The organism is Fuerstiella marisgermanici, assembly GCF_001983935.1.
GTDB lineage: Bacteria > Planctomycetota > Planctomycetia > Planctomycetales > Planctomycetaceae > Fuerstiella > Fuerstiella marisgermanici.
On sequence record NZ_CP017641.1, the window covers coordinates 5,693,760 to 5,718,251 of the forward strand.

22 protein-coding genes and 1 tRNA gene are annotated in these 24,492 nt (G+C 55.2%); 16 read left to right on the top strand and 7 right to left on the bottom strand.

Annotation, left to right across the window (positions count from 1 at the left end):
- Nucleotides 1–347 precede the first annotated feature (347 nt).
- Entirely contained in the window at nucleotides 348–3,200 is a 2,853-nt protein-coding gene (locus Fuma_RS21210; RefSeq protein ID WP_077025881.1) for a PSD1 and planctomycete cytochrome C domain-containing protein, read from the bottom strand.
- Nucleotides 3,201–3,484: 284 nt separating this feature from the next.
- Here Fuma_RS21210 and Fuma_RS21215 point away from each other — a divergent pair, with 284 nt between their 5' ends.
- The 9 genes from Fuma_RS21215 to Fuma_RS21255 all read left to right on the top strand — a co-directional run bounded on the left by Fuma_RS21215 (nucleotide 3,485) and on the right by Fuma_RS21255 (nucleotide 12,425).
- Nucleotides 3,485–4,393 (top strand): hypothetical protein, encoded by a 909-nt coding sequence (locus tag Fuma_RS21215; RefSeq protein WP_077025882.1) that lies wholly within the window; start codon nucleotides 3,485–3,487, stop codon nucleotides 4,391–4,393.
- A 104-nt stretch (nucleotides 4,394–4,497) separates the two neighbouring features.
- Nucleotides 4,498–5,667 carry a tRNA dihydrouridine synthase DusB gene (gene dusB / locus Fuma_RS21220; protein WP_083732215.1) on the top strand — a complete coding sequence of 390 codons (1,170 nt, stop codon included), beginning with the start codon at nucleotides 4,498–4,500 and terminating at the stop codon, nucleotides 5,665–5,667.
- Nucleotides 5,668–5,750: 83 nt separating this feature from the next.
- A tRNA-Lys gene (locus tag Fuma_RS21225) sits at nucleotides 5,751–5,823 on the top strand.
- Between the two features lie 23 nt (nucleotides 5,824–5,846).
- Nucleotides 5,847–7,112 (top strand): tyrosine-type recombinase/integrase, encoded by a 1,266-nt coding sequence (locus Fuma_RS21230; RefSeq protein WP_218922232.1) that lies wholly within the window; start codon nucleotides 5,847–5,849, stop codon nucleotides 7,110–7,112.
- A gap of 45 nt (nucleotides 7,113–7,157) precedes the next feature.
- Nucleotides 7,158–7,544 carry a hypothetical protein gene (locus Fuma_RS21235; protein WP_145944288.1) on the top strand — a complete coding sequence of 129 codons (387 nt, stop codon included), beginning with the start codon at nucleotides 7,158–7,160 and terminating at the stop codon, nucleotides 7,542–7,544.
- A 261-nt stretch (nucleotides 7,545–7,805) separates the two neighbouring features.
- Complete coding sequence (locus Fuma_RS21240) at nucleotides 7,806–8,591, top strand: hypothetical protein (protein WP_145944289.1); 786 nt, start codon at nucleotides 7,806–7,808, stop codon at nucleotides 8,589–8,591.
- 120 nt (nucleotides 8,592–8,711) lie between these two features.
- Nucleotides 8,712–9,134 carry a DUF1580 domain-containing protein gene (locus Fuma_RS21245; protein ID WP_077025885.1) on the top strand — a complete coding sequence of 141 codons (423 nt, stop codon included), beginning with the start codon at nucleotides 8,712–8,714 and terminating at the stop codon, nucleotides 9,132–9,134.
- 153 nt (nucleotides 9,135–9,287) lie between these two features.
- Complete coding sequence (locus Fuma_RS21250; RefSeq protein ID WP_077025886.1) at nucleotides 9,288–11,774, top strand: primase-helicase zinc-binding domain-containing protein; 2,487 nt, start codon at nucleotides 9,288–9,290, stop codon at nucleotides 11,772–11,774.
- 48 nt (nucleotides 11,775–11,822) lie between these two features.
- On the top strand, nucleotides 11,823–12,425 hold the full coding sequence (locus Fuma_RS21255) for a hypothetical protein (RefSeq protein ID WP_077025887.1): 603 nt from the start codon (nucleotides 11,823–11,825) through the stop codon (nucleotides 12,423–12,425).
- 1,127 nt (nucleotides 12,426–13,552) lie between these two features.
- On the opposite strand, the gene Fuma_RS21265 is transcribed toward Fuma_RS21255, so the two are convergent.
- The gene (locus Fuma_RS21265) at nucleotides 13,553–14,143 is read right to left on the bottom strand and encodes a recombinase family protein (protein ID WP_077025889.1); all 591 of its coding nucleotides are present in this window, start codon (nucleotides 14,141–14,143) and stop codon (nucleotides 13,553–13,555) included.
- 226 nt (nucleotides 14,144–14,369) lie between these two features.
- Here Fuma_RS21265 and Fuma_RS21270 point away from each other — a divergent pair, with 226 nt between their 5' ends.
- Entirely contained in the window at nucleotides 14,370–15,026 is a 657-nt protein-coding gene (locus tag Fuma_RS21270; RefSeq protein WP_077025890.1) for a hypothetical protein, read from the top strand.
- A gap of 232 nt (nucleotides 15,027–15,258) precedes the next feature.
- On the opposite strand, the gene Fuma_RS21275 is transcribed toward Fuma_RS21270, so the two are convergent.
- Nucleotides 15,259–16,437 (bottom strand): ATP-binding protein, encoded by a 1,179-nt coding sequence (locus Fuma_RS21275; RefSeq protein ID WP_158521090.1) that lies wholly within the window; start codon nucleotides 16,435–16,437, stop codon nucleotides 15,259–15,261.
- Nucleotides 16,438–17,260: 823 nt separating this feature from the next.
- Between Fuma_RS21275 and Fuma_RS34905 the strand changes: the two genes are divergently transcribed.
- Nucleotides 17,261–17,533, top strand: coding sequence for a hypothetical protein (locus Fuma_RS34905; RefSeq protein ID WP_145944290.1), 273 nt, complete (start codon nucleotides 17,261–17,263; stop codon nucleotides 17,531–17,533).
- 259 nt (nucleotides 17,534–17,792) lie between these two features.
- On the opposite strand, the gene Fuma_RS21285 is transcribed toward Fuma_RS34905, so the two are convergent.
- Together Fuma_RS21285 and Fuma_RS21290 are read right to left on the bottom strand one after the other, a co-directional pair.
- Nucleotides 17,793–18,359, bottom strand: coding sequence for a PIN domain-containing protein (locus Fuma_RS21285; protein ID WP_077025893.1), 567 nt, complete (start codon nucleotides 18,357–18,359; stop codon nucleotides 17,793–17,795).
- Nucleotide 18,360: 1 nt separating this feature from the next.
- Complete coding sequence (locus Fuma_RS21290; RefSeq protein ID WP_077025894.1) at nucleotides 18,361–18,819, bottom strand: excisionase family DNA-binding protein; 459 nt, start codon at nucleotides 18,817–18,819, stop codon at nucleotides 18,361–18,363.
- A gap of 252 nt (nucleotides 18,820–19,071) precedes the next feature.
- Between Fuma_RS21290 and Fuma_RS21295 the strand changes: the two genes are divergently transcribed.
- The 3 genes from Fuma_RS21295 (at nucleotide 19,072) to Fuma_RS21305 (ending at nucleotide 20,622) form a co-directional block, all read left to right on the top strand.
- Nucleotides 19,072–20,028 carry a hypothetical protein gene (locus tag Fuma_RS21295; RefSeq protein WP_145944291.1) on the top strand — a complete coding sequence of 319 codons (957 nt, stop codon included), beginning with the start codon at nucleotides 19,072–19,074 and terminating at the stop codon, nucleotides 20,026–20,028.
- Between the two features lie 97 nt (nucleotides 20,029–20,125).
- Nucleotides 20,126–20,434 carry a hypothetical protein gene (locus Fuma_RS21300; RefSeq protein ID WP_077025896.1) on the top strand — a complete coding sequence of 103 codons (309 nt, stop codon included), beginning with the start codon at nucleotides 20,126–20,128 and terminating at the stop codon, nucleotides 20,432–20,434.
- On the top strand, nucleotides 20,434–20,622 hold the full coding sequence (locus Fuma_RS21305; RefSeq protein ID WP_077025897.1) for a hypothetical protein: 189 nt from the start codon (nucleotides 20,434–20,436) through the stop codon (nucleotides 20,620–20,622). The genes Fuma_RS21300 and Fuma_RS21305 overlap by 1 nt, the downstream gene beginning before the upstream one ends.
- Nucleotides 20,623–21,263: 641 nt before the next feature.
- Here Fuma_RS21305 and Fuma_RS21315 read toward each other — a convergent pair.
- Nucleotides 21,264–21,455: a type III secretion system chaperone family protein gene (locus Fuma_RS21315; RefSeq protein WP_077025899.1), complete on the bottom strand. Its 192-nt coding sequence runs from the start codon at nucleotides 21,453–21,455 to the stop codon at nucleotides 21,264–21,266.
- Between the two features lie 210 nt (nucleotides 21,456–21,665).
- On the opposite strand from Fuma_RS21315, the gene Fuma_RS34910 reads away from it, so the two are divergent.
- Together Fuma_RS34910 and Fuma_RS21320 are read left to right on the top strand one after the other, a co-directional pair.
- Entirely contained in the window at nucleotides 21,666–21,914 is a 249-nt protein-coding gene (locus tag Fuma_RS34910) for a hypothetical protein (RefSeq protein ID WP_145944292.1), read from the top strand.
- A gap of 19 nt (nucleotides 21,915–21,933) precedes the next feature.
- Nucleotides 21,934–22,371, top strand: coding sequence for an HU family DNA-binding protein (locus Fuma_RS21320; protein WP_229360703.1), 438 nt, complete (start codon nucleotides 21,934–21,936; stop codon nucleotides 22,369–22,371).
- Nucleotides 22,372–22,698: 327 nt separating this feature from the next.
- On the opposite strand, the gene Fuma_RS21330 is transcribed toward Fuma_RS21320, so the two are convergent.
- On the bottom strand, nucleotides 22,699–23,904 hold the full coding sequence (locus tag Fuma_RS21330; RefSeq protein WP_077025902.1) for a DegT/DnrJ/EryC1/StrS family aminotransferase: 1,206 nt from the start codon (nucleotides 23,902–23,904) through the stop codon (nucleotides 22,699–22,701).
- Nucleotides 23,905–24,492 lie beyond the last annotated feature (588 nt).

The following is a 24,492-nucleotide window of genomic DNA, read 5'->3' on the forward strand; positions in this document are numbered from 1 at the left end:
CGCCCGACGTGAAACTTAGTTCGACGATTGAGAAAGGCGTTGCAGAAATCCTGCGAATCCGAAAATTGCCCGCCTGGTGTTGGCATAAGGCCACAATTCGCTCGATTTTCATGCCAAATTGCAACATCGCAGTGCTGCCAAAACACACCACACGGGACGCCGATCTGGCGCTGGCGGACGCTCTAACCCCCAAATTGAACAAATTGCGGCTTTAACTTCGCAAGTTTTGCGGCGACTAAACGAGTGATCGGCCGCAATTTTGGTCGCCAACAAACGCACTGCCGGCGATTCCGTCCTCACACCGTCTCCCACTTACCACACCAACCGGCAGCGGGGCCGCCCCCGCATTAGTCGATGTAGACGAAGGCGGCGGAGTTGAGGATGGCGTGGCAATAGCTTTGGACGGCAGCCTGGTGGTCGTCGCCCCAGTCGCGGGCGAGGCCCTGAAGACTTTCAATGCCGATGGCTAGCTCGTCGTCCGCCGGTGAGCGACTAAACGCGGCGGCATACACGGCTTCCACGACTGCATCCAACGAACCGTCCGACGAAAGTTTTTTCGCGAAGTGGTTGGCGAGTGTTCTGACGAGTGCGTTGTTCTGCAGCATCAACGCCTGGGGCGATACGGTCGACGTGGTGCGAGTAAAGCAATTCGGCCCCATTTCCGGGTAGTCGAACGTGTCCAACAGCGACGGGATTTCGGTGCGGCGGAACTGCAGATATACGCTGCGCCGCCAACGACCGTCTAGCGTGGGTTTGGCGCTGACGAGGCCATTTCGATCCACCGAAATCGGATCGGGGCGGCCGCCGGGAGTTGTGTTCAGCATCCCTGACACAAACAGCAGCGAATCGCGAACAACTTCGGCATCCATCCGGCGCAACGGCATGCGAGACAACAAGCGGTTGTCCGGATCAAATCCGTGTTGTTTGTCGCCGATGTGGCTGGACTGCCGGTAGGTGCGAGACGTCATGATCTTCCGGTGCAGTTGCTTGATACTCCAGCCGTCTTCGGCGAATGTCACAGCCAGCCAGTCAAGCAGTTCCGGATGAGTGGGCCGGTCTCCCTGCACGCCAAAGTTTTCCAGCGACTTCACAAGGCCGGTGCCAAAGTGATGGTACCAAACGCGGTTCACCATAACTCGAGCAGTCGTCGGATGGTCAGGCTGAGTCAACCAGCGAGCGAACGCGAGCCGACGCCCGGTCTTTGGTGTTCCGTTCGGAAACGGGGGCGACGGCGTGAATGGCGTTTGGCCGTCGGTCAACATCGATGGAACGCCAGGACCAACCAGCGGTCCTGGCTTGTCGTGGTCACCGCGTCGCAGAATGTACGTTGGCGACGGACGACCGCGATCCCAAACGGCTCGGATCGTCGTCGACGGTACCATCTTCTGTTGAATTGTTTCGATACGATCCTGCAATTCAGCCAGTGTTCGGCGAGCCTGCTGGACGGACGGCGGTTGGTCTTCGTCGGGCAATACCTGCACCGTTTGCAGCATCTCGGCCAGAACTCGCTGCGGCTGGCTGCGACTGTTATCCGCAATTCGAAGAGCACGCAGAGTTTCTTTGCGGTCGGCCTCGCTTTGTTGCGGATAGTGCTGCCGCAGCAATTCCAGGATCTCGGCGGTTTGCGCCTGAGCCAATTGTTTGCGCAACTTTTTGAGTTCTGCGGCCAGCGGCGGATTCACAGCCTTCACCTGTTTCAGATGATCGGGCGTAGCAACGTTGAGCTTGCGATTCCTGAAACTCAACCAATCGTACTCATCAAACGCCCCCTTAAAGACGGCCTTAAAGCGGTAGTAGTCGCGATGAGGAATCGGATCGTACTTGTGCGAATGACAGCGTGCGCATTCCAGAGTCACTCCCATCAACCCCGAACCAACTACCGTGATCGCGTCGTTGATTACTCCGAGACGTTCCGGCACAAAGTTCATCGTGCGCGAACCGGTTTGATCAATGCCCATTCGCAGGAAGCCGGTCGCCGTTAGATTTTCAACCATTTCGTCCGTGACAACGTCGGCAGCTTCGGCATCCAAAAGTTCGTCACCAGCGATCTGTTCCACCAGAAAACGGTCGTACGGTTTGTCCTTGTTGAAGGCATTGATGACGTAGTCGCGATACTTCCACGCTTCAGCTCGAACAGGATCGGACGATACTCCGCCTTCGGAATCCGCGTAGCCCGCCAGATCCAGCCAGTAGCGGCCCCAGCGCTCGCCGTAATGAGGCGACGCCAACAGGTGGTCGACCATTTGGTCATACCAATCGGCATCGCCGCTGGCTCGCCACAACTTCCATTCGTCGACACTCGGCGGCAACCCGATCAGGTCCAGGTAGGCGCGGCGAATCAACGCATCACGATCCGCTTCCGGTGAAAACTCCAGCCCGCGTTCGGTCAGCTTTCGCAGAATGAAGTCGTCGATGCAGTCGCCGCTGGTGGGTTTCTGAGGCGGCTGAAAAGCCCAGTGTTGACGATCTTCGTCCGTCACAAACGTGTCCGGTTCAGTGGTCGCGACGTCGGGCTGTACGTTGTCTTCGGGCGCGCCCGCTTCGATCCATTTCTTCAGCACATCGACTTCAGAAGCGGGCGGCCGTCGCACAAAGAACTTCAGCAACTGATCGCGCGGCGGACACGCTTCGCTTTCAATGCGTTGAATCATCAAACTGGCCTCAGCGTCGCCGGGCACCAGCGTTGGGCCACTTTTGCCGCCGCGTTTCATGTCGGCAACCGTGCGAAGATCGACACCAGCCTGCTTTAAGGTTGCTCCGTGACACGCGGTGCAGCGCAGTAACACGATTGGCAACACGTCATGTTGATTCAGTTTCTTCTCGGTCGGCTCATGCGGCGCATTCGACTTCGCGCCGCCTTCCAGCCAGCGGCGGATGACTTCGCGTTCGTCGGCCGTTAGCTGAGGCTGGTCTTCGGGCGGCATGCTGTCGCCGTCGATCATGATCCACAGAAGGCTATCGTCCAGCGTGTCAGCAACCGCCGATTCGCCTGATTCACCGCCGACGCGCAGCCCGGCCATCGACGCCAGATTCAACGCGCCTTTCTGCACCGCATCGCTGTGGCACTTGCCGCACTTGCTGGCCAGAATCGGCTGCACATCGGCTTCGAAAATGGGCGGCGGATCTTCGGCCTGAACACTGCAACTTAAAGGCAGACAGCACAAGGCGGCGACGTAGAAGTAACATCGAGAGGCAATCATGGAACGGGCAAACTGAGAAGTGTTTGGTAGGCGGGTATTCCATCATGACGCCTTGTCGTGCAGATTTCCAGACCAGTTCACACGTTCTTGAGTGTCGGGTAGCGCAGGCGATTGTCGATCACATGGCTCGTTCCGTAAGCTTGACTCACGCCGTCCACTGATGAGAATGCCTGTAGTGAGCTTCCGGCACGAAGATTTGGATCTTCCGAACAGTACCTGTGATCAAGCTGTCGGACTTCCGGAGGATACAGAGTGAGTTCGGTTCAATTGCAGAAGGCAACGGCATGCAGGGTTGTATCGCTCCCAGTGAAATCCCGGGAATTTCCAGCACCGAAGCGTCTGTCTTCGGAGCAGTGGCTGAAGAGCTGATTTACGCCGACTTCCTGAAGACGTATGTCCGCCGGGGGACTGAGGTGTTTCAGGACCACCATAATCCCGCTGCGTATCTGCTGTTTTTGGCCACCAACAACCCTCACTTTACCGAGCAGATGCAGCGGGATTACTTTGAAAGGGCATGGGCTCAGAAGCTGGCCAAGGTTCCCGATTTCCTTGTGCACAAGCCAACTGAGAAAGCGTTCTATGAAGTTAAGCCGGATTCCACAAACGGTATGAAGGCGGGCGTGGACAAGGTTGGCAAGCTCAGCGCAGTCTATCGCTACTACCGACTGCCCTATCATGCCGGTAACGTCTTTACGCCGCGTGATCACAACGTGGCATCGTACGGTACCGCTCTGCGAGTCGTGCTGCGGGTACGCCGAGTCGCACCTGGACTGATCGTTTACAAGTTGTGTCTGGAATCGGAAGGCACACTCGAACTGGCGACTCTTGCCGTGCTGCTGGCTTACATTGTTCGAGAGATCAACAAGCAGAAAGGGACTGGCGGCTTTCGCCCCGTCGATTTGGCTCCGGCGTTTCAGTCGAATCGCCAGTTAGTCGACGTTGCGAAGGCTCTGGGTATTACGCTTGCTGTCGCCGCGGCAGCCACAGTGGGATGGAAGTATTTCTGGAAGGCCGTCGCCAAACGCTTTGCAGCTCGAGGAGCCGCTGCGGCGCTCATGTCTGCAGCGGACGGACCACTCCCGGTAGGAGAATTGCTTTCGGCGGGGCTTGCGATCTGGACGGTGATCGACATCATTCGACTCAGCGACGAACTCTGGCGCGACGCAGCCATCATCGCTCGACAGGAAGCCTGACACACATTGCTGCGCGCTTAAGCTGATGTGATCGGTGCAGTAATACCTGCCAGATCGGAGAGCCGACGTGACACGCAGAACTCGGTAACTTTTTATTGCTCAAAATGCGCCATTGGAGCCCCGTCATCAAACGAGCCATTCCTGACGTCTTTAAGTCTTCCCCCAACGCCGTGTCGACGACGGACGACACAGCGCGCACGGTTGTGGAACGGCCTGAATTTCGAGGACCAGTGCACTACGGGTCGCTACAACTTTCGACGCGCTATCTGCTGTCACCGCTGGCCGGGTTCACCACGCTGCCGTTTCGCCGAATCGTCCGCAACATCGGCGGTGTCGGTTTGGCGACGACGGACCTCGTGAATTGCCGAGCTCTACTATCGCAAAACGAACGCACCATGCAGATGATCGAAACTCATCCGCAGGACCAGCCGTTCGCCGTGCAAATCTTCGGCAGCAATCCGGATTTCATGGTCCAGGCGGCTCAGTTTTTAGTCGAACGCGATGTCGCCACCATCGACATCAACATGGGCTGCCCCGTCAACCGCATCGCCGGCGCCGGATCCGGCGCAGGAATGATGTGCGACACCACAAACACGATTTCTCTGGTTCAAAAGATTGTCGAAGCCGTCAACATCCCCGTCAGCGTGAAGATGCGTCTGGGCTGGGACGACGACAACCTGACCGCTCCGTTTTTCGCTCGCGAATTCGAACAGGTCGGCGTCTGCGCCATCGCCATTCACGGCCGCACGCGAGAACAAGGCTTCAGCGGTTCGGTGTCACGCCCCGGGATCCGTAAGGTCGTCGAAGCCGTTGAGAACATCCCTGTGGTGGGCAATGGCGACGTTCGCAACGTGGCAGATGCGGCTCAGATGATCCGTGAAACCGGCTGTCATGCGGTGTCGATCGGTCGAGCGGCCCTGGCGAATCCGTGGATCTTCCGGCAGCTTGACGAATGGGAACGCACGGGCAGCTATGCACCGGCGGGCACCTTTGAAGAACGCCTGCAGTTAATGGTGCAGCAGTACGAATTTCTGGAAGAACGCCATCCGCCGGAACGAGCCATCATTTTGTTCCGCAAAATGGCTCACTGGTATCTGAAGGGCATGAAGATCCGCAAAAAGCTGCGAGGTGATTTCCAGTTCGTAAGCACGCGATCCGAATTCGACGCGGCTTTGGAACGAATCCGCATGGAAGGACCAGTCGGCGGAAACCGCACCGGAGTCCTCACCGACTGCCACATTCCGGTCCCCAGCGGCCCGGTCGACAAATGGTGACACAACGCGGTCCTTTCGCTTGGAATTCCAAAACCGCACGATAAACTACCCCACTGCGACAAGCTTCCCGCTGGTCGCACCCCGCTCCTATAGCTCAATTGGCAGAGCAATTGACTCTTAATCAATAGGTTCTAGGTTCGATTCCTAGTGGGAGCACTCTTCTAACTCTTTGCTATACCGTGATTTACGGTAACCTGCCCGACTCGGCAGTGCGGCTTGAAGTGGTCTACTACCACTTTTTCTACCACCTTTTGTGGGGGAACCGCACGATGTCGAAACGAATTCCCGGCTATTTGCATCACAAGCCGACCGGACAGGCCAGAGTCCGGCTCAACGGCAAAGATCATTACCTCGGGCCGTACGGCTCCGATGAATCCCGTCGTCGCTACGATGAGTTGATTGCCGAATATCTGAAACAAAAACACAAGGCGAGTCGTATTGAGCGGCTGGAATCGCCTCAGATGTCGGTTGCCCATCTCTGCATCGCCTATATGAAGTTCGCGAAGGGCTACTACCGGAAGAACGGTAAAGAGACGTCCGAAATTGCCGCTTTGAAAATGATGCTGAAGCCACTGGCCAGCACATTCGGGCGGTTGCGCGTGAGTGAATTCGGACCGGTCGAATTGAAAGAGTTCCGCGAAACGCTGGTCGATGCTCAACACGTCCGGAAGTCAATCAACACCGGAATCGGTCGCATCAAGCGGATGTTCAAGTGGGGCGTTGAGAACGAACTTGTTCCGCCCGATGTGCATGCGGCCGTGAATGCTGTTTCCGGGTTACGGTTCGGGCGGTCGCGAGCCAAGGAAGGAACGAAAGTTGAACCGGTTCCCGATGACGACATTGAAGCGATTCGGGAATTCGTGACGCGACCGGTCTGGGGATTGATCCAGATTCAACTGGCCACCGGCATGAGGCCTGGTGAAGCTCGCATCATGCGGATGTGTGACATCGACCGAAGTGGCGACGTCTGGGAATATCGGCCGCAGACCCACAAAACGGAACATCACGGACGAAGTCGACAGGTTTTTATCGGCCCGCTGGGTCAAGCCGTCCTAAACCCCTTCCTTCTGGCTGATGCCAACCGCTACCTGTTTTCGCCGGCGGACGCGCGTAAAGAATTCGATGCGGCACGTCGTGAAGCTCGCACGTCGCCGATGACGCCAAGTCAGGCGGCACGGACTCGGAAGGAGAACCCGAAACGAAAACCGAACGAGTTCTATCGGGCGGACAGTTACGCGCAGGCGATTCGCAAAGCTTGTGAAGCGGCCGGTGTGCCCGCCTGGAGTCCAAACCGGCTACGTCACAACGCGGCAACGGTGTTCCGCAAGCGGTTCGACATTGACACGGTTCGAACCATTCTGGGGCACGCCAGCGGCTTCACAACGGAAATCTATGCCGAACTGGATACGGAAAAAGCGAAAGCCGTGATGGGAAAGGTTGGGTGATCGTTTGCGTTGTGGCTAGTTCTATGTCTTACTCAAGGGAGAACAATGAAGAATTTACTTCGGTCGGTTGTGCTGGTGATGTTGGGTGGCGTTGTTGGTTTCGTCGTCGCTAAGAATGGTTCTACGGTTCCGGATTCGGCCGGGGCTGAGCCCTTGGCATCCGTTCAGGATGGCAACGGTGATCCTCGTTCGCTTACCGATGAGCAAATCTGGAGGATCGATCAAAACGTGACTCAACAAATGGAATCCCCCGCGATTTACCGCACGTCGTGGCACGTGCAACTCGCTGACGGGAGCTATAGCTTGACCGGCGTCACCGGCATTTACATCCGGCAGAATCGGCGTCGTTCGTATTGGCTAACGAATGTTCAGGCGAATGCGGCGGGGGAAGTGACGAGTTGGGAAGCGGTCCAGAAACTCCCTGAGGAATAATGACAGTGATTGGTCCAATCAGTCCAAGGCAGCGGCTCGGTTTGCGAGGCTCGCAACCCACACGAGGCGATTCCAGCGATGTGATTTCCGTTCCATGAAATTCTGTGATGAGCAAAATCATGCATGGCTTCTGTTATCGGCAATTTGAAACTATCGTAAATGCACGGCTAGGCAGGAACTGATCAATTCGGCCGAACGGCGATTCCTGAGCGGTCGTCTGCTCTCTTGTTCCGTTCAGAATACTGTGTTCAGGGCGACAACATGACGGATGTGCATGAGGGGGGAAGTGGGACTAAAGCCCGAGTCCTGGCACCGCTGACGGTTGAGGAACGGGAGTCGTTCTTTGAACGGCTGGAAAATGTACTTTCCGCGACGGAAACGGGAACGCGAAATTCCGCTGTTGTAGAGGCCGTCCGGAAAATCTGGCGCGATCGACGCTGGGCCGACTGGATCAACGCCCAACCCCGGTCACGGCTTGGATGCACCGAGGTAGAGGGCGTCGAGCTTGAGTGTATTGCTCGCTACCTAACATGGCTGGCAAAAGGAAAACGGGGCAATGCCGAACCTCGCCGTGGACTCAATGGAAGCTCGCTCTTTGTCGGCATCGACATGCCAAAAATCGAAAGCGTCGACCATTGCCGCGAATTGCTTAAGCGGCACGTTGGCAAGTTGCGTGAGTTGTGCCAAGCCACCGAACTGCCGAACGCGAATTCAGCGGAAATCCCCCGCATGGATTCGCAGCGATTGAAGAATTTTTACCGGGACCATCTGTTATTGAAATGGCGGATCGATGAAAAGCTAAAACCGAAGGCGATCTGCGATAAATGGAACACCTTGCAGAACCCTGAGACCGCCCTCAACACAAATGCCCTTTTCCCGGCATTGAAGAAAGCAAAAGTCGAGCAGGCGACCGGAATCGTACCGGGTACGACAGTTCGGCTTATAAGAAAAGGGACGGAAGAAACCAAAAAACTAGTAACGTTGGCTGAATTCGAAGCGAACCTTGAAGCTGAACGGAAACAGCGAAATTCTCCAAGGAAACATTGAAAGAAATTAGTGGTAATACCCGGTTTTACCGTTTGCGTATTACCCGGTTGTCTCTTGCAGAATGCGACCCGCTCGAATTTTTCGAACTGGTCGCATTTCCTTTTTGCTGGACACAACTGAATGATTCCTACACCTATCTACGAACGCCACCGAGACGGCAACGCTCGCGTTTGCATTGATGGGCGCCAACACGATCTTGGTTCGTATGGCTCGCCCGAATCACGCCAAACTTATCGCGAACTTGTCGATGCGTGGAGCCGTGAACTCCGCACCGTCAGCTATGTCCGGGACAACCTGTTGCCTGCCGGAAACAACGGCAAACCACCGTCACGTGTGACGATTAGCCGCTGGGTCACAAAAGGCGTGTTCGGTGAAAAACTGAAGGTCGTTCGAGTCGGTGCCAAAGTGTTCTTATCTGCGGACATGGTCCGTGATTTCCTGACTCGCGTGACGGCCGCTCAGGATTGCCAGCAAAGTGACCAGCACGATAACGAAGTGGACGTGCCCACTGACGTCGAGCTGGCGGAAGCCGGATTGGCTTAGGTCCGATGGCGGCGGACGGGAGACCCGAGCGACAGACTCTCCCCTTCTGGTTGGGCACTTCGTCCAACCATCCAGCGGCAAGCGCAATGGCGTGCGTGGCCGCATCACAGGATTCAGAATCGCGAGTACTCGCGCACCATCAGCACGGACGGCATGATGCCAAAACACATTGACAAACAAGACTTACTCGCCAAAGCGGCCGGGCGATGGCGGGCCATTGTGCTGGAGCTGTGTCCGGGGTTGGGTGAATCCAGTCTCAACGGGAAGCATGGCCCTTGCCCGAAGTGCGGTGGCACCGATCGTTTTCGTGCTTTGCCATCGTTCGATAGCGACGGGGCGGCGTACTGCAATCAGTGTTATTCTTCCGGCAACGGCGATGGTCTGGCGTTTCTGATGTGGTGGAATGGCTGGGACTTTCCAACTGCACTTGCGGCGGTCGATAAGTGGCTGAATGACGGCGGGGCGGCGGTGCCTGCTGTGCAAGCCGCGAAGCAAGAAGACGCTCGTTCACCGTTTGAACGATGGCAACAGCAGGACGCGACACCAGACGAACTACGGACCGCAGTCGACGAATGGGCGAAGAAGAAACCCGGCGTCGACGCGACGGCTGTGATTGATTCTGACCCGATGTTGGGTTTCTGGCCGAAAGGTCAGTACGGCCAACCGGTGCTTGGATTTGTTGGGTATCGCGGCAAAGAAAAAGCGGCCCTGCACATCTATCGGCTAGACGGTACCCCGTTCCCTGCGTATCGCGATGTGCAGGAACGAAAAAGCCACAACGTTGGCGGATCGAAAGCCGGATGGATCTTTGTCGGCGGGCGGAAACGATTCAAACGGGCGGACGTTGTGTGGCGAGTCGAAGGACTCACGGACGGCTTTGCCTTGCTGCCGTTGCTTCCCGCGAACCATGCCATCGTGACAAACACAACCGGCTGTGCATGGTCTGCCTCGTCCGATCGGATGCCGCCCCTATCGATGTTCAAGGGGAAGGACGTCATCGTTGCCGGTGATGCTGACAAGCCCGGCCAGAAAGGCGTGATGGATTTTGCCAACGATGTCAATCGGCTCGCTAAGTCTGTGCTATTGCTGCGGCTGCCGTTCCCTCTGGCTGAGACTCACGGGGCAGACGTGCGGGACTGGCTGACGGAGTCGCCTCGTTCGTTTGAGGATCTGGAGTCATTGATGGTGTCTCTCGGCGCGATGACTAATGCTGCGGACTTAGCAGATGATGACGATACGTCCGTGCCGTCTTTCCGAAACTTCGACGTCGTGCTGACAGGCAAGAAAACAGAGTTCGTCGGGTTGCCGATGTCGTCCGTCTTAAAGCAGATTCCACCGGGTGAAATCATGCGAGTTGATCGCCAGCTTTTCATCGATCAGGGGAGGGGCGACTACGCGAGTCGGGTCTATTGGTTGAACGATGACACTCAGTTGTTCGGTTGGTTGGGTTCGCGTCTTGACATTGTTCCGGCATTCCGATCCGGCATTGGATTTCATAGCAAGAAAGAAGTGTTCAGCGAGACTCAACGAACCGTCAATGGCTTCGAGGCTGTTCAGATTGTTCCGCACGAACCGAAGCTCCCGAAATGCTACTACGCCTGCGATTGGCCGGACGTCGGGGATGGATCGCACCTGCAAGAGTTGCTTGATTTCTTCAGTCCGGCCGGGCCGGTCGACGGGGATCTAATAAAGGCGATGTTCCTCACGGCCGTATGGGGCGGCGGATGTGGCAAGCGGCCAGTTTTCGCAATTACGGCTGATGGTCCCGGAAGCGGCAAAAGCGCACTTGTGGCCGTGCTTGCTGAGCTGGTTGGTGGTCTGTTGGAACTTTCGAAGGGGGAAGACTTCGACCGGTTCAAGGCTCGTTTGTTGTCGTCTGAGGGACGTCGAAAACGGTTGGTGTTGTACGACAACGTGAAAAGCTGGCGGCTGTCATGGCCGCAGTTCGAAGCGTTAGTGACCTCACCAGTGATCTCAGGACGCCAGAACAACGTCGGCGAAGCGTCAAGGCCGAATGATCTGTTGTGGGTGTTGACAGGAAACGGTTTGAGTCTTGGCAAAGATATCGCTCAACGAAGCGTCGTCATTCGCCTTGCCCGGCCAGAGTTCCGGGGGGATTGGGATGAGTCTGTGATGGGCTTCGTTCGGCAACATCGTATGGAATTGCTTGGCGATCTGATTGGAACACTTCGCCAACCTGCCACCTCTCTGGCTGGGCAGTCGCGATGGGGCCAATGGGAATCGGAAGTGCTTGCCCGGCTACCCGAACCGTCCGACGCTCAGGCCGTGATTGCAGAACGACAAGAGGAAGCAGATGTCGAAGCTGATGAAGTGGAAGATTTGGTCCAATATTTTGGCTCAAAAATTGAACAAGCTGGCTTCGACACATCTGGTCGCGTGTTCCTAAGTTGGGACCATTGTCTTGCGTGGTGCGGGCATTGTTTCGGGAAACCAAACATTACTACGACCGATGCCGGGCGGCGTCTGAGTGCTATGCGGGCCGCCAATCCGGAGTTGTCCATGGTACCGCGCCGCACAAACAACAAGCGTGGCGTGCTCTGGACGGGTGACGGCGATGAGTCCCGGCCGATCCGGGTCTTCGGTGATATCAATCCGATGGATCGCGGCGACGACTTTTGATTTTAGTTTTAGGGTTTACTTTTCTTGGTTTTTGGTGGAGTTACACGAATGGCTATTTGTCGAGATCACAAACACGAGGTTGTTCAGAACATGGACTTGGAGGAGATCCGGAATGATCAGTATATTCCTGTCGCCAAAGTCACCGCAGATCTATTGCACATGGCTCGCCAAGTGGCGCTGGAACGGTACGTGCATCCGGAGATACTGAACAAGGGCTGCAATCTGCTGAAGCAACCTGTCTTCGATGAAAAAGGTCACGAAATCGCGCAGATACTGGCCGTCGAAGAATTTCCATCACGTACCCACGTGATTAAAACCCGCACGCATTGGGATGCAATCAATGCTCAAACCGATTGGATCTGTAGACCGGCTGGTCCTGCCAGAATGTGGCAGGGCATTGTATCGAAGCAGTTCGAGCCGTTTGTTCGACGCTTGTTTCCGAAAGGAAAAAGCTTGGTTGGGCAGACTTTCACGATGCAATGGGTATTTGCTGGCCATAGATGGCCAGACCTATTCGGGGCGGTCTTTCGTGTGGACGACCAATCCAAATACCTAAGAAACAATTTCAATAGATGGAGTGATGAGGAATTGTCAGAATCAGAATGGTGCCATGTGCTGTACGACATCTACTACGCTGGATGCTCACAGTGATCGATTTCTTGCCCTGTCTCCCTTGAGGCTGGCGAACGAATGCCGAACCCGTCCGACGATGTCACCAAACAAGCCAACTGCCAGAATAATGGGGGTTGGCTTGTTTTCATTTGATGCCATCAAGATCAGTGCGGCGTTTTTCATTCTTCACGTACAGGCGAACTGACCGCATGTTGGATCGTTTCTGATTCTAAGGCATGGCTTCGATGCGGAAGTCCTTTTGCCACACAGCTTCGGTGCAGGAATTTCCGTTGTCGGCATCCAGTGACAGAAGATGGCTCATCTGTCACCGCATCTGTCACCGATCTGCCATGCTTTTGACCCAGTGTTTTATCTATCTGTCTGTCAAAAGAGAGGAAGAAGTGACAGGTGACAGATGATTTCCACATTGGTACTAGAACGAAGCCGAACAGATAACGTCGTCGGAGGACAGTGATCTTTGATCTGTGTAGTGGAGAGTTGAGAACTATCTGTCACCCGTCACCAGACTTCCGCTCGCCACAAGAAACACTGGCGTATCGCCGAATTTCGTGTGACAGGTGTCTGTCACCGCATCTGGCACTGATCTGTCAGCGAACGAAAACGCGAGGTTTCCGAATGCAGGATCGGAATCCATCTGTCATTGCCGTCGGTCACTCAACACGAACCAGCCATGACGGGCGAATTGCAGGGCATGCTGACAGATGTCCCATAGGGGTGGGGGGGCTGTTTAGGTTCTCTTGGAGGTGGGTGGGGGTCGGTCGCAGTCGTGGCATAGCGATCTTTCCGGCGCTCGGAAGAAAATCTGAGAGGGGGTTGCGGCCAGGCAGCTGCGATTCTCACAAGCATGTTCACCTGCAGGAACGTTTATGGTCGTCCTCCGTGCAATTTTCGCAGGTTGATTCCGGTGGACGCGCATCCAATGCGGTCGATTGTGATCTGCTGTGTCGTGCCAACTGCAGGCACGGATTCCCCGCTGAGACGGCCAACGAAGTCCGCTGACGGCCGAAAACGCGGGAAAGCTAAATCGGCCGTTGCGCAGCACCGGCAGCTTCAGCAAGGATACACGGCCCCTGCGGCGGGTGCCATCGTCGACGTTGCCGGCTGACGGCGGGTGAGTGTGTACCGGCCGGGCTGGTTGCTGCGTTCTAGCTAATCCCGTGAGCCTTCAGGTAGCGTTGTACGGTTCGTCGACTGATTCCCATCGCTTCGGCTATCTCGGAATCCGTCAGGCCCTTCTCGCGTAGCTCGGTGGCTCGTTTGGGCTTGCCCTTCGTAGTGCCCTGTTTGCGGCCGATGTACACGCCTCGTTCTTTCGCAGCCGCGATGCCAGCCGCTTGGCGTTCACGGATGTTCTCCCGTTCCATTTCGCCAACGGCCAGAAACACGGCAGCCATGAGTTTGCCGACGGCACCGCTGAAGTCGATCTGTTGAGTGACAGAGACCACACGAAGTCCGGTTTCGCACCAGTCGTGAAGAATGTTGATTCCGTCTCTCAGCGATCGTGACAGTCGGTCAAGCTTCCACACAACGACTGTGCTGACTTCGCCGTTCCAAATAGCCTTCTGCAGTTTCTGGAACGCAGGGCGGGCTGTGTCTTTGCCGCTGGCCTTGTCGACGAACCAGAAGGTGTCTTTGTCGAGTCCTTGTCCTTTGAGCCATCGCTGAACCTCCCTCTTCTGGCTGGCTTCATTCTGGCTTGTGCTGCTGACTCGAATGTAAACTGCTATTGCGGACATGGTTCATTCTCCGAAGCTTCAAAAGCGGCGAATCCGTTCTTGATCTTCTCAAAATAGCCCTGTCGACAATGTGTGTCAATTGAGTACACCCTATTTGGCACACTGCAGTAAGGCGAATGCGGCGAAAAATTTGATCCATTTTGTGCCGGTTCTGCGTTCACCCTATTTGACACACTATTTCTGTGTCTGGACACTCGTCGTGCTCAATAGCAATGGATTTAGACTAATGGGAAAAGTCAAATTGCCCGCAATTGCGAAGGACAAGCTCTTTGTTATCGAATTGCTTGCCGTTACATTCGCACTCTGGCAGGGATGTTCGGCAAGTTCAGAGGTCTCGATCCTCAGTGAACAGCTTCGCCAGCAAAAAGAACTGCACGAAGCAGAGCGATTGCAGGCCAAAGAGCAGCTTGAATTTGAGCGAGTCCCATTCTTGGCTTTTAGCACCATGGCACGTTTTGAGATGACGACCGCTGAAGATGCGATTGCGTCAGTATCAATTATGAACGAAACGCCAGTATTGCGGAACTTCGGGCGTGGGCCCGCATTCAACATCGAACTAGATTGGCGTTTGCCCGACGGCACTGGCATCGCAGAACCGTACCCAAGCTTCACCCAGCTTTTTCCTGGTGAATCAGATGTTATTGGTGGTGTATCTGACGAACTTTTCGTAGGGCTTCCGCCAGGAGCTTCCTCGCGCGGCACTGTAGTCATACGAAGTGACTGGATTGGTGGAGGCCGATCCAAATTTGAGCAAGCCTATGTCGCCCAACGTGACATAAGCAGCACGGATGAAGTAACGCTCAGATTCGGAAAAATCTTGCGTTTGGAAGTAGGCGATCTGACGTGGCACGGTCCGGATAGTAGTCAACCGCCTACGCGCTAGTGTCCAATCCGCTTGCGAGTTTGCGGCGAAACGCAGGAGAAGTCCCGGCCTTTCACGGATTCGCACCGAGGCAGAAATCCGCGAAGACTGACGCCTGCAGAAGCAGCTCGGCTAGCGATGTTGAGCTTGCGGTCCGATTGAAATGCCTCCCCGGATTAAGAGTCCGGGGGGTTGCGCGTTGAAGTCAGTGAAGCACTGCTCAAGGTTGTCGGTTCCCCCGTTTGTTCGTCACCTACGTGTTCGCCAGGGGGACCTTCTCCACACGCTCTTCCGTTGATTTCGTAAGCATCGCTCTCAACGCCATGCGGTACCGTGGATCTGCAAAAGTGTAAGCGTCTCCCTTTGGAGTTCGCTTTAGAACTGGTTGGCCACCTTTGGCCAATTGAGCAAGAATCTGTGTTACATTAAGAGTTGTGTCGCGCGTTGAATTTGGGAATTGACGCCGAATTACGTCTTCAATATCCGAAGCTTTGACTTGCTCGCGATCTGTGCAACCGAGCGAAAAAAGTGTCTGATTTCTTCGCCCTGCCTTCGTGTCTCGTTCGTTCATATGCTGTTCAACGACGGAGTAACCGTGGTACATGGATTGGGCAAGCCAAAGTTCGTCTGCCTTATTGAGGGATTCAGTAGTGATTACGCGATCCGATTTGTGCACCAAGTTCGCGACCTCAAGGCAGTACTCATGAATCATCTGGGGAATGCGGTCAGTTACCCAAGCAATGTGCGCGTAAACGGCGCTAGGGCTTTCGACGGTGTAGCCCAACGCCTGCTCGAATCCTTTCTTGGCAAGCGATGTGCATTGCTCGCGCGTCAGCCGGGACACCTCTGGCAGTTCTCGGAGTCGGTTAGCGACGGTGGCATGATGCGGTGTCTTGTAGTAGTACTCGCGAACCCCGCCGGGAACGCCAACAATCAAGATTTTGACCCCGTACTCTGCGTATCGTTCGTCATCGCACAGAATCAACAAATCAGCTAGTTCTTTAAGGAACGCGTCGGTGAACGCTGCTTCCAAGTTATCCAGTACGAGTATCCCCTTTCGTTTTCCTGCCCTGCATCGGATGGCAGACAGACACGCCTCGAAAGGCTCCTTTTGTCCGTACTCGTATTGACCTGTGTGGTCCAAAGCTGCCTTTGCGGCTAGAGCGTCAAATCCTGCTGATTTGCTTTCGGAATAGCCAGTCTTTTCCGCTTTACCATCTCGGGACACCAGGTTCCTGAGTTCGTTAGTTATCGAGCCAAGCCTCGACGCGTTTGCAAGGTTCGCAACTTCGAAATAGACCTTGAGATCCGCCAGGACCTTCTTGTAGAGCCACGACTTTCCGGTGCCGCTTTCGCCGTGAACTATCAGGTGTTGCTGACTATTAAGTCCGTCGCGAAGCGCCTTCTCCAAGTCTTCGCGGGCGACGTACATGTCCGGATTGATCGTGGCCGCTCGTGGCGTGAAGACTGAATCTGGGGACTGTGCCATTGAGAAATGTTTTTAAAGCTAAGCTTGTTGCGACGAACTATGAAGTGTATGCGCCCTTTGAAATTCGCAAAGTGGGGCAGAAAACACGGAAGTTCTGGACTGCTTGCCCAATATTCCGTGCCGTTTGGTATTGAATATTGGACGCGCCGGGAACCGCACGATATCGCCGCGCCTGCAGGCTGTCCAGAGTCAGCCTTTGAACTACTTGGACCACCAATCTTAAAGACCAGCGAATACATTGCTCGATACGCTTCCCGGACTGTCGATCCGGTACTAAGTCCACCGCGCAACCGGGTGATATCGTCGAGTACCACGCCGCCCAGTTCGACGACTTCCAACCATTCGAGTACCGTGACCGGATCTGCCGGTGGTCCACCGCCAGCAGATTGTGTCTCGCCTGCGCAACTAAGCGAGCAGATTGAATGGGATGGGCGTTCGGCGTTGACGTTATTCGTCGGACTTTGAATAGACTCTACCACTTTCTACCACAAAACCGTTGAAACCAAACGATATTGATTGCGTGCCAACGTAATGGTTGAGACGATCGAACGCTGGACTTCAGCCGCGTTTCTGAGTTCGGAATTCAGTTCGGGTTTTGCTCTTAATCAATAGGTTCTAGGTTCGATTCCTAGTGGGAGCACTGATTTAAGTCCTTGCCATTCCGCTAGTTGCGGAAACCTGCCGGTTGGCAGTGTGGCGTGAAACGGTTCTGACTACTCGTTTCACTACCTGTTTTCAGGAGCCACCTGCCACGAAACGCATTCCGATGTACTCGCGGCACAAGGCCACCGGACAAGCTTTAGTCCGGCTCGACGGCAAGGTTCATTACCTCGGCAAGCACAATCCTGAAGAGCCTCGCAAGAAGTATGACCAACTGGTTGCGAAGTGGCTGACTGGGGAAGAGCTCAACACCCCGGATTGTCTGACTGTCTCCCGGTTGTGCGGCAAATATGTCGAAGAGCATGCGCGGCCGTACTACAGAAAGAACGGCCGACCGATGTCGGAGGTGGCAGCCATTCGGGGGCGCTTCGGCCGCTGATCGCAATGTTCGTAAAATAGCTGGTGCATGATTTTGGCCCGACCAAACTGAAGCGAGTCCGGCAGGACATGGTCGACCGTGGTGTTGTGCGGACCAGCTACGCTCGGGCGATTAAGAACGCATGCGTGCGGCACTTGTAGCGATGCTGCGAAGATGGGCTTCAACGTGTTCCAGATTTATTTGCTGCATGATGCGTTGAAGGAAACCGGGCTTCGATTGGAAGTCGTCCGGCAACGGAAGTCGGAGCTGCCGCACTCGGCTAGATCCAATCGCGTCGACGTCGTAGATACTCCACGGTCTTCGGAAGCTGCTGCACTTCCAGGCACGCCAGAAAATCGTCGACCGAATACGGAGGATTCTTCAGCGACGCGCGTTGACGTCTGGCCGCTTCACAGACTTCGTCACCGTTCAGGCCAATCTGATAATGAATAAAGTCGTCCGGGTGCTGAGCTTCAATGTCGAATTCACTTAGCACAGCCGCCGGAAAATCCTTTAGGTTGAACGTTACAATCACATCGGCGCGGGAACGAATGGCCGCCGCAAGCACGTGTCTGTCGTCCGGGTCCGGAAGGCTGAGTGTTGGAATCAGTTTATCGTAGCCGGTCACCAGGCCATCGACGTGGGAATCCATCAGCTGTTGAGTTCTTCGCAAACGTTCTTCAGAGAGGTCCGGCCGATTCTTCAGGACATTCTGAATCCATTCGTCGTGAATCTGTGCCGTCCATTTGGCGCGGAACAATCCTGTCATGGCCAGATGCATCAACAGGTCGCGCAATGGCGCCGGATAAAGCACACACGAGTCACACAACGCCGTGAAATGCGCCACGTCAGTATCCCAGTCCTGCGTCCTGAGCTTCCGCCGCCATTTCTTCCAGAACCTTCAACCGTCGTTCATCCTGCTGACGTTTGAATTTCATCAGGTCCCGAAACAGGACTCTGCGATGAGAACCCACAAGTCGGAACGGAAGTTTTTGTTCTTCCAGCAATTTCACCAGATACGGACGTGACACATTCAGCAGGTCCGCCGCCTCCTGAGTTGTCAGTTCTGCATGCACGGGAATCAGTGTGACACCGTTGCCGAGGGAAAGCTGGACCATGATATCTTTGAGCATCCGCAGAGCTGCCGCCGGAATCCTGCAGTCTTCACCGTCAATGGTGACCTGAACGTTCTTGCGTTTTCGTTTCTTTGACAGCAAAGCGGACAACTGTCGACTCGTTTCGGACACCTGTTTAGCGTCGAATTCGTCGGGAGAAAGTGTGTCCAGGTTTTCGATGGTATCAATCATGGCTGACTTCACTCGGGTCACAATGTTGGCGGCGAACTATAGCCACACTTCCATTATGGGTAAACGCAACAAACGAAACGAGTGAAATAAACGAAATACGCGTGGCCTGCGTCAGTTGGCAGGCAAACGGGCGATTTTTCGGTAGAATCCGCCCACCAGACATAGGCTTAGCGGCTGAAAAGCGGAACCCGAAACCGCCTGGTCTGGTGCTTTTTTTGTTTTCGGGTGTCGACGATTTCGGGAGCCGATCGGGTGGCAGAACCACGACATGAATGCGTTGAACTTGCGACGTTGTGGGAAGGGAGTCACGGTGATTGCTACAAACACTGTTTCGAACTAAGACTACGCGTGGAAAGACTGGTCCAGAAAATCACGACAACATTCAATGTGCGAAACCGAGTGGCCGCAGAGGACTACCTGAGTTCAATCGGCGTTGACGCGCCCGACAAGTGGATCGATAGCGCCTGCCCCACTGCCGAAGAAGCCGATGCAATTGAACAGAAACTCCGGGCCGCAGGAGTGAACCTAAAAGTTCGCCGATTCCGTGAAATCAACTGTGATCCGGACACCCTCGGCGATGCGTTTTACCTTGAACGCTGGTCTAAGAGACAAATCGCACAGACGATGGAATGGTGCTATGAAGTCGCCCGTGTACTTGGTTACGAGCCTTACCCAATGTCGATGTTTGACCAATACGCGAGTGAAATTCACGGAACGGCCAAAGACATTGAAATTAATGGCGATGCTTTGGACATTCTGCAGGCGATCGACCGGCGACCATTCGACCGAAACGCCGCGCTTCGACTCTCAATGGAACTCACGGACGTGACTCACCCGGATGGTCGCGCGGAAACCCTTCCAGCGTTGCTCGAAGCACACGGTCACTGGTGGAATGAGCAAACGCGTCTGTTGAATTGGCTGATCTTCAAGGATCGCAAATTGAAAATGGGCATCGACCGGGTTGAATCAGCTCTGATCAATAAGCCACTTCTCAGAGCGAGATACCGCTTGCTGAAAAGCCGAAAGCACCCGATTGTGTTTAGTAACGTCCAGAGCTCTGACGACTTGTGGAACGTCCCGGAGGAACGGCGCACGGATGCATATATGGCAGAAGGGTTTAGGCAGCTTCAGAAGTTCCTGAATAAGAAAGAGTTCGACCACCTGCAGTTAACGGTGACAAGAGATTCGGCAGTCCTCGAAGAAATCTAATCGGTATCCAGTACCCATCAAAATCTTGATTGTCGCCATAACCTCCTACACGAACGCACGACATTCAGTCGGGCTGCAACGCGTCAGGAGGTTTTTCATGGTCACTCAGAACGCAGAACCGGTCGATCTGGCCACCGCTCGCAAGACACTTATTCCCCGTCCGGCCGGAAAGCCCGTCAATTCGTCAACGGTCTGGCGCTGGATTCGCAAGGGCTTGGAAGGCGCCGAAAGGGCACGCATCAAGCTGGAAGTCATCTACGTTGGCAGTCGCCCATTCGTCACGCCCAATGCCATCGACGATTTCTCCCAAGCCGTCACCGAAGCGAAGCTGGAACGTCATCGCCGCGCCGAAGAATTGGCCACCGACGTCACCGAAGACGAACTCGCAGCGGCGGGACTACGGTGATGAAACGCACCGAAGCTCAAGCCATCGTTGACGACATCGAGACGCTGCATGCCGTGATGACTCCCGATGCCGTCATCGCCCGCAAGCTGCACTTGCCGCTTCAGACGGTGCAAGACGTTGCGGAGACCGGCAGGCTTCCGACGCAGCAACCGCAGCGGACACAGCCGTCCATCGACTTTGAAGCATGACCCCGCCCACAGTGGGCGAGGTCACTTTTCCCTTGTCGCCGTCTGAGTCCGTGCAAAGAAGCAGACGGCATTGCAGGAGTGTTGATTATGCCAAAGAAACCCCGAAAAGGACATTCGTCATCCGGGGGAATCCCCAGAAGGCGGAAGGCCCTCAAGCACGAAGTCTTCCAGACTGTCTGGCGTGAGATTCTGCGAATCCTCACGTTTCAGAACACAGTCACGGCAGACGACGTGCATCGTTATTTGGAGATTCCCCCCGAGGGAATGTGCCAGATTGCTCACGCATTCCGCGGCTTGCAGGCTGCCGGAGAAATCATCCTTGTGGAAATCGTAAGGACTGATCGCCCTGGCCAGAATGGAAACCGAATTGGAGTGTGGAAGCGAGCAGAGTCAGCCAGAGTTGCAAACCCGAGACCGCCGATAAAGCGACTCTTTAAAGCAAACGACTGACAACCATGAACCGAAGCGGGCCGGCGACAGCAAAGCCGGTCCCGCTTCACGTTATACAATTTCGATTGGCGATGATCTGACACTGGGATCGACCGATAAGTCCAAGCGTTGCGATCGATCGCCAGCACACGGCCTGCAGATAAGTCTGATGGGCGGTCCAGTCTTACTTCGTCGCCGCTTGAGCAGCCCTGTTAGGATCGGGCTTGTTTCTTCTTCGCCTGAGCGAGGCCTTTGGCAACGGTGTCGGCGAATTCGGCGGCGTCCATGTTGGCCAGTTCGAGAAAGGCCTCGGACAATACGCGCTTAGTGTCGGCGACTGAAATCGATGTCTTGTCCGTGTCCACGCGTCTGGAAACCGTGTTGTAGAAGTCTGTGAGTTTCATCGTGATTCCTCGTAGTTGTGTGGCGAGTTTTCGGGAAGATATCAGTGGTTCGACTGACCATCAAGCTGCTACCGCCAAACCGTTCGACCAGCGACCAGGACCAGTGACAGCTTGGCTCTTCCGGCATGAATGCTGTTGCCGGTCGTCTGGCTGTGAGTGACTGCATTCGGCAGCGTGGCCAGCGCACGCGTTCATTTTGAGCCATCATCAATGCAGACATCTGTGGTGGTTTGGCCGATGAGAAGTTCGGAGTATCTGCAGGAGTGCTGGAGGGCGATCATCAGCAATCGTGTCGAAAAGCGAGTCGCCGTCGGGCCTATTGGCCGAGCGGGAGCGGGCATTTCAGCGGCCAGCGGGCTAATTCCTTACCATGGCTGGGATTTCCAGTCCCGAAGTTTCCGAAATGCGGCGGCCACGGACCTCCCCCAGGTCGTGATTCCTCATCCGCCGCACGTTTGACCTTGAAATCAGGCGAATAATGCGGCCAGCAGCGGATATAAGCAGAATCGCAGGCCCCTTGACAGAGATTGGCCCGCACAATAGCTTCCCGCCTTTAATCCACAAAGGAATTATGGAAACAGGACTAATGGCGAAGAAGAAAACAGCGGCACCGACCAAGGCAATGACGAAGACAGAAATCCTGGCGGCGCTGGCAGAAGGCACCGGACTGAGCAAGAACGAGATCTCAAGTGTATTTACCGAGCTGGGAACACTGATCGGCAAGAACCTTGGCAAGCGCGGCCCAGGCGTGTTCAACATTCCTGGTCTGATGAAAGTCAAAGTGATTCGCAAACCAGCCACCAAGGCTCGCAAGGGAATCAATCCGTTCACAAAAGAAGAGCAGATGTTCAAAGCCAAGCCAGCTCGCAACGTCGTCAAAGTATTGCCACTGAAAGGCCTGAAGGACATGGTTTGAACGTCGTCCGATAATGACGTTCGCCGCACCTTCGTTAGTCAGGCTAAGGTGAAATTATTTGGCGCCAATGTCGTCGGCGGATTCGAAGCGGGCACCGAATTCGAAACCGTCGCGATTGAACGTTGGGCCATTTTGTTGCACCAGTGGTCGTTGCGCATGAGAAAGGCTCGAAGCTGTTTCACTTCGAGCCTATCTTTATGCGCTGAAGTTCGCGTCTGACAGCCGTTGGATGCCGGACACCGGTGACGTCGAATGTGCACCGATCCCTTTTGCAACAGAAAGCGGCTTCGGCTGGAACGCATTTGCATTCCGGAGCCGACCATTCGGTTACGCCGCTCGACGTTGCTGTTCGTTTTCGGTGGGGAATTGCAGCGTGGTGGCCTCAGAAACGGCTTCGGCCAGGACGTTGGCCACACGGCTAAGCTGTTCATCGGTCAGCTCAGAGAAGATCGGCAGAGACAGAACCTCCTGAGCCGCTCGGTTGCTTTCCGGGAAATCGGCTGGCTGATAGCCGAGGTAGTCGAAGCATTGCTGCATGTGTAGCGGAATCGGATAGTACACAGCACAGCCAGCACCGTTGGCTCGCATATGTTCCATCACGGCGTCACGCATGCCGCCACGAATTCGCAGCGTGTACTGATTGAACACATGTCGGTGGTCGGCCGCCGTCACCGGCACTTCGACGGAACTAAGAATATTCAGGCTGCGGATCAATTCACCGTAGCGTCTCGCATTTTGGCGGCGACCTTCGGACCAGTCTTCCAGGTGACGCAACTTGACTCGCAGAACAGCAGCCTGCAGGGCGTCGAGCCGACTGTTGAAGCCAACTTCGACGTGGTTGTAACCGCCCACGTCACCGTGAACTCGCAAGCGTTTTAGTCGAGCCGCAAGTTCCGGATCATCTGTCGTGATGATGCCGCCGTCACCAGCGCCACCAAGGTTCTTAGTCGGGAAGAAACTAAAGCAACCAACTCGACCAAGCACGCCCGCACGGCGGCCACGATATTCTGCGCCGATGGCCTGGCAGGCGTCTTCGATGATTGGGATATTCTTGCTGGCAGAAATCCGCCACAGCGGTTCCATTTCGGCGCACTGGCCGAAGATGTGGACCGGCATGATGGCTTTGGTGTTGTCGTCGATCGCGTCTTCGACCTGTTGAGGGTCGAGGTTGTATGTTACCGGATCAATATCGACGAACTTGGGCCGCGCGCCGATGCGATGAATGGCTCCGGCGGTAGCGAAGAACGTGAACGGGCTGGTAATCACTTCATCACCAGGACCAATACCAAGGCCCAGCAGCGACAGGATCAATGCGTCCGTCCCGGATGCGCAGCCGATGGCGTGCCGTGCGTCGCAGTATTCGGCGATTTCAGCTTCAAGCTGTTCGACCTGTTCCCCCAAGACAAACGACTGCGTTTCGAAGACCTGATCAACGGCCTCCTTCACTTCGTCGCGGATTGTCTGGTACTGAGCAACAAGATCGATGAAAGGAACCGGCTCAGACGGAGAGCTGGTTGAAATATCGGTAGGCATCGAGCGACTCCATTCGCTGCGGAACGCCGTCTTCAAAACGGCAGATCTCCGGCAGGTTAGGCCAATGAAGAAATAGTGTCAATATGGACAGACGGCTCTCTCAACTTGGTAAGTCCTTACCTCAAAGCGACTTGTGAGAGCGCTGTGCCCCACAATTCTCCGCCGTCACGATTGTTATCGACCGTCCGGATGTGCAAACCGCAACACTCGCGCCGATTTTTCCGACGAACTGCGTTTCCCCCTGATTCTGCAGGCCATTGCAAGCCTGGATGGCAGCGTGAACTCCCCACCGCCCTCACACTGCCCCCTTTTTAAGCAAAACTGAATTACATATAGGCACCCAAACAGCGTTCAAATGCCAACTTCGCCCCCATTGTGATTTTTCCAAGCCTCGACAGACGGAAAATTGCTGTATTGGCAATGCACTGCGGATTTCACCTGCACATCTTGCCTGTTTTTGGCGCGCCGGTTGCTTTAGGAGCTTGCGTAGGCGTGTTGTGTGCTGCCGGGCACTTACCCGGTCATGCCAGGCACGATTTTGAACGAGATCAACGAGGACAGGCGAAATGGTCATTTTACAGAGAAAAT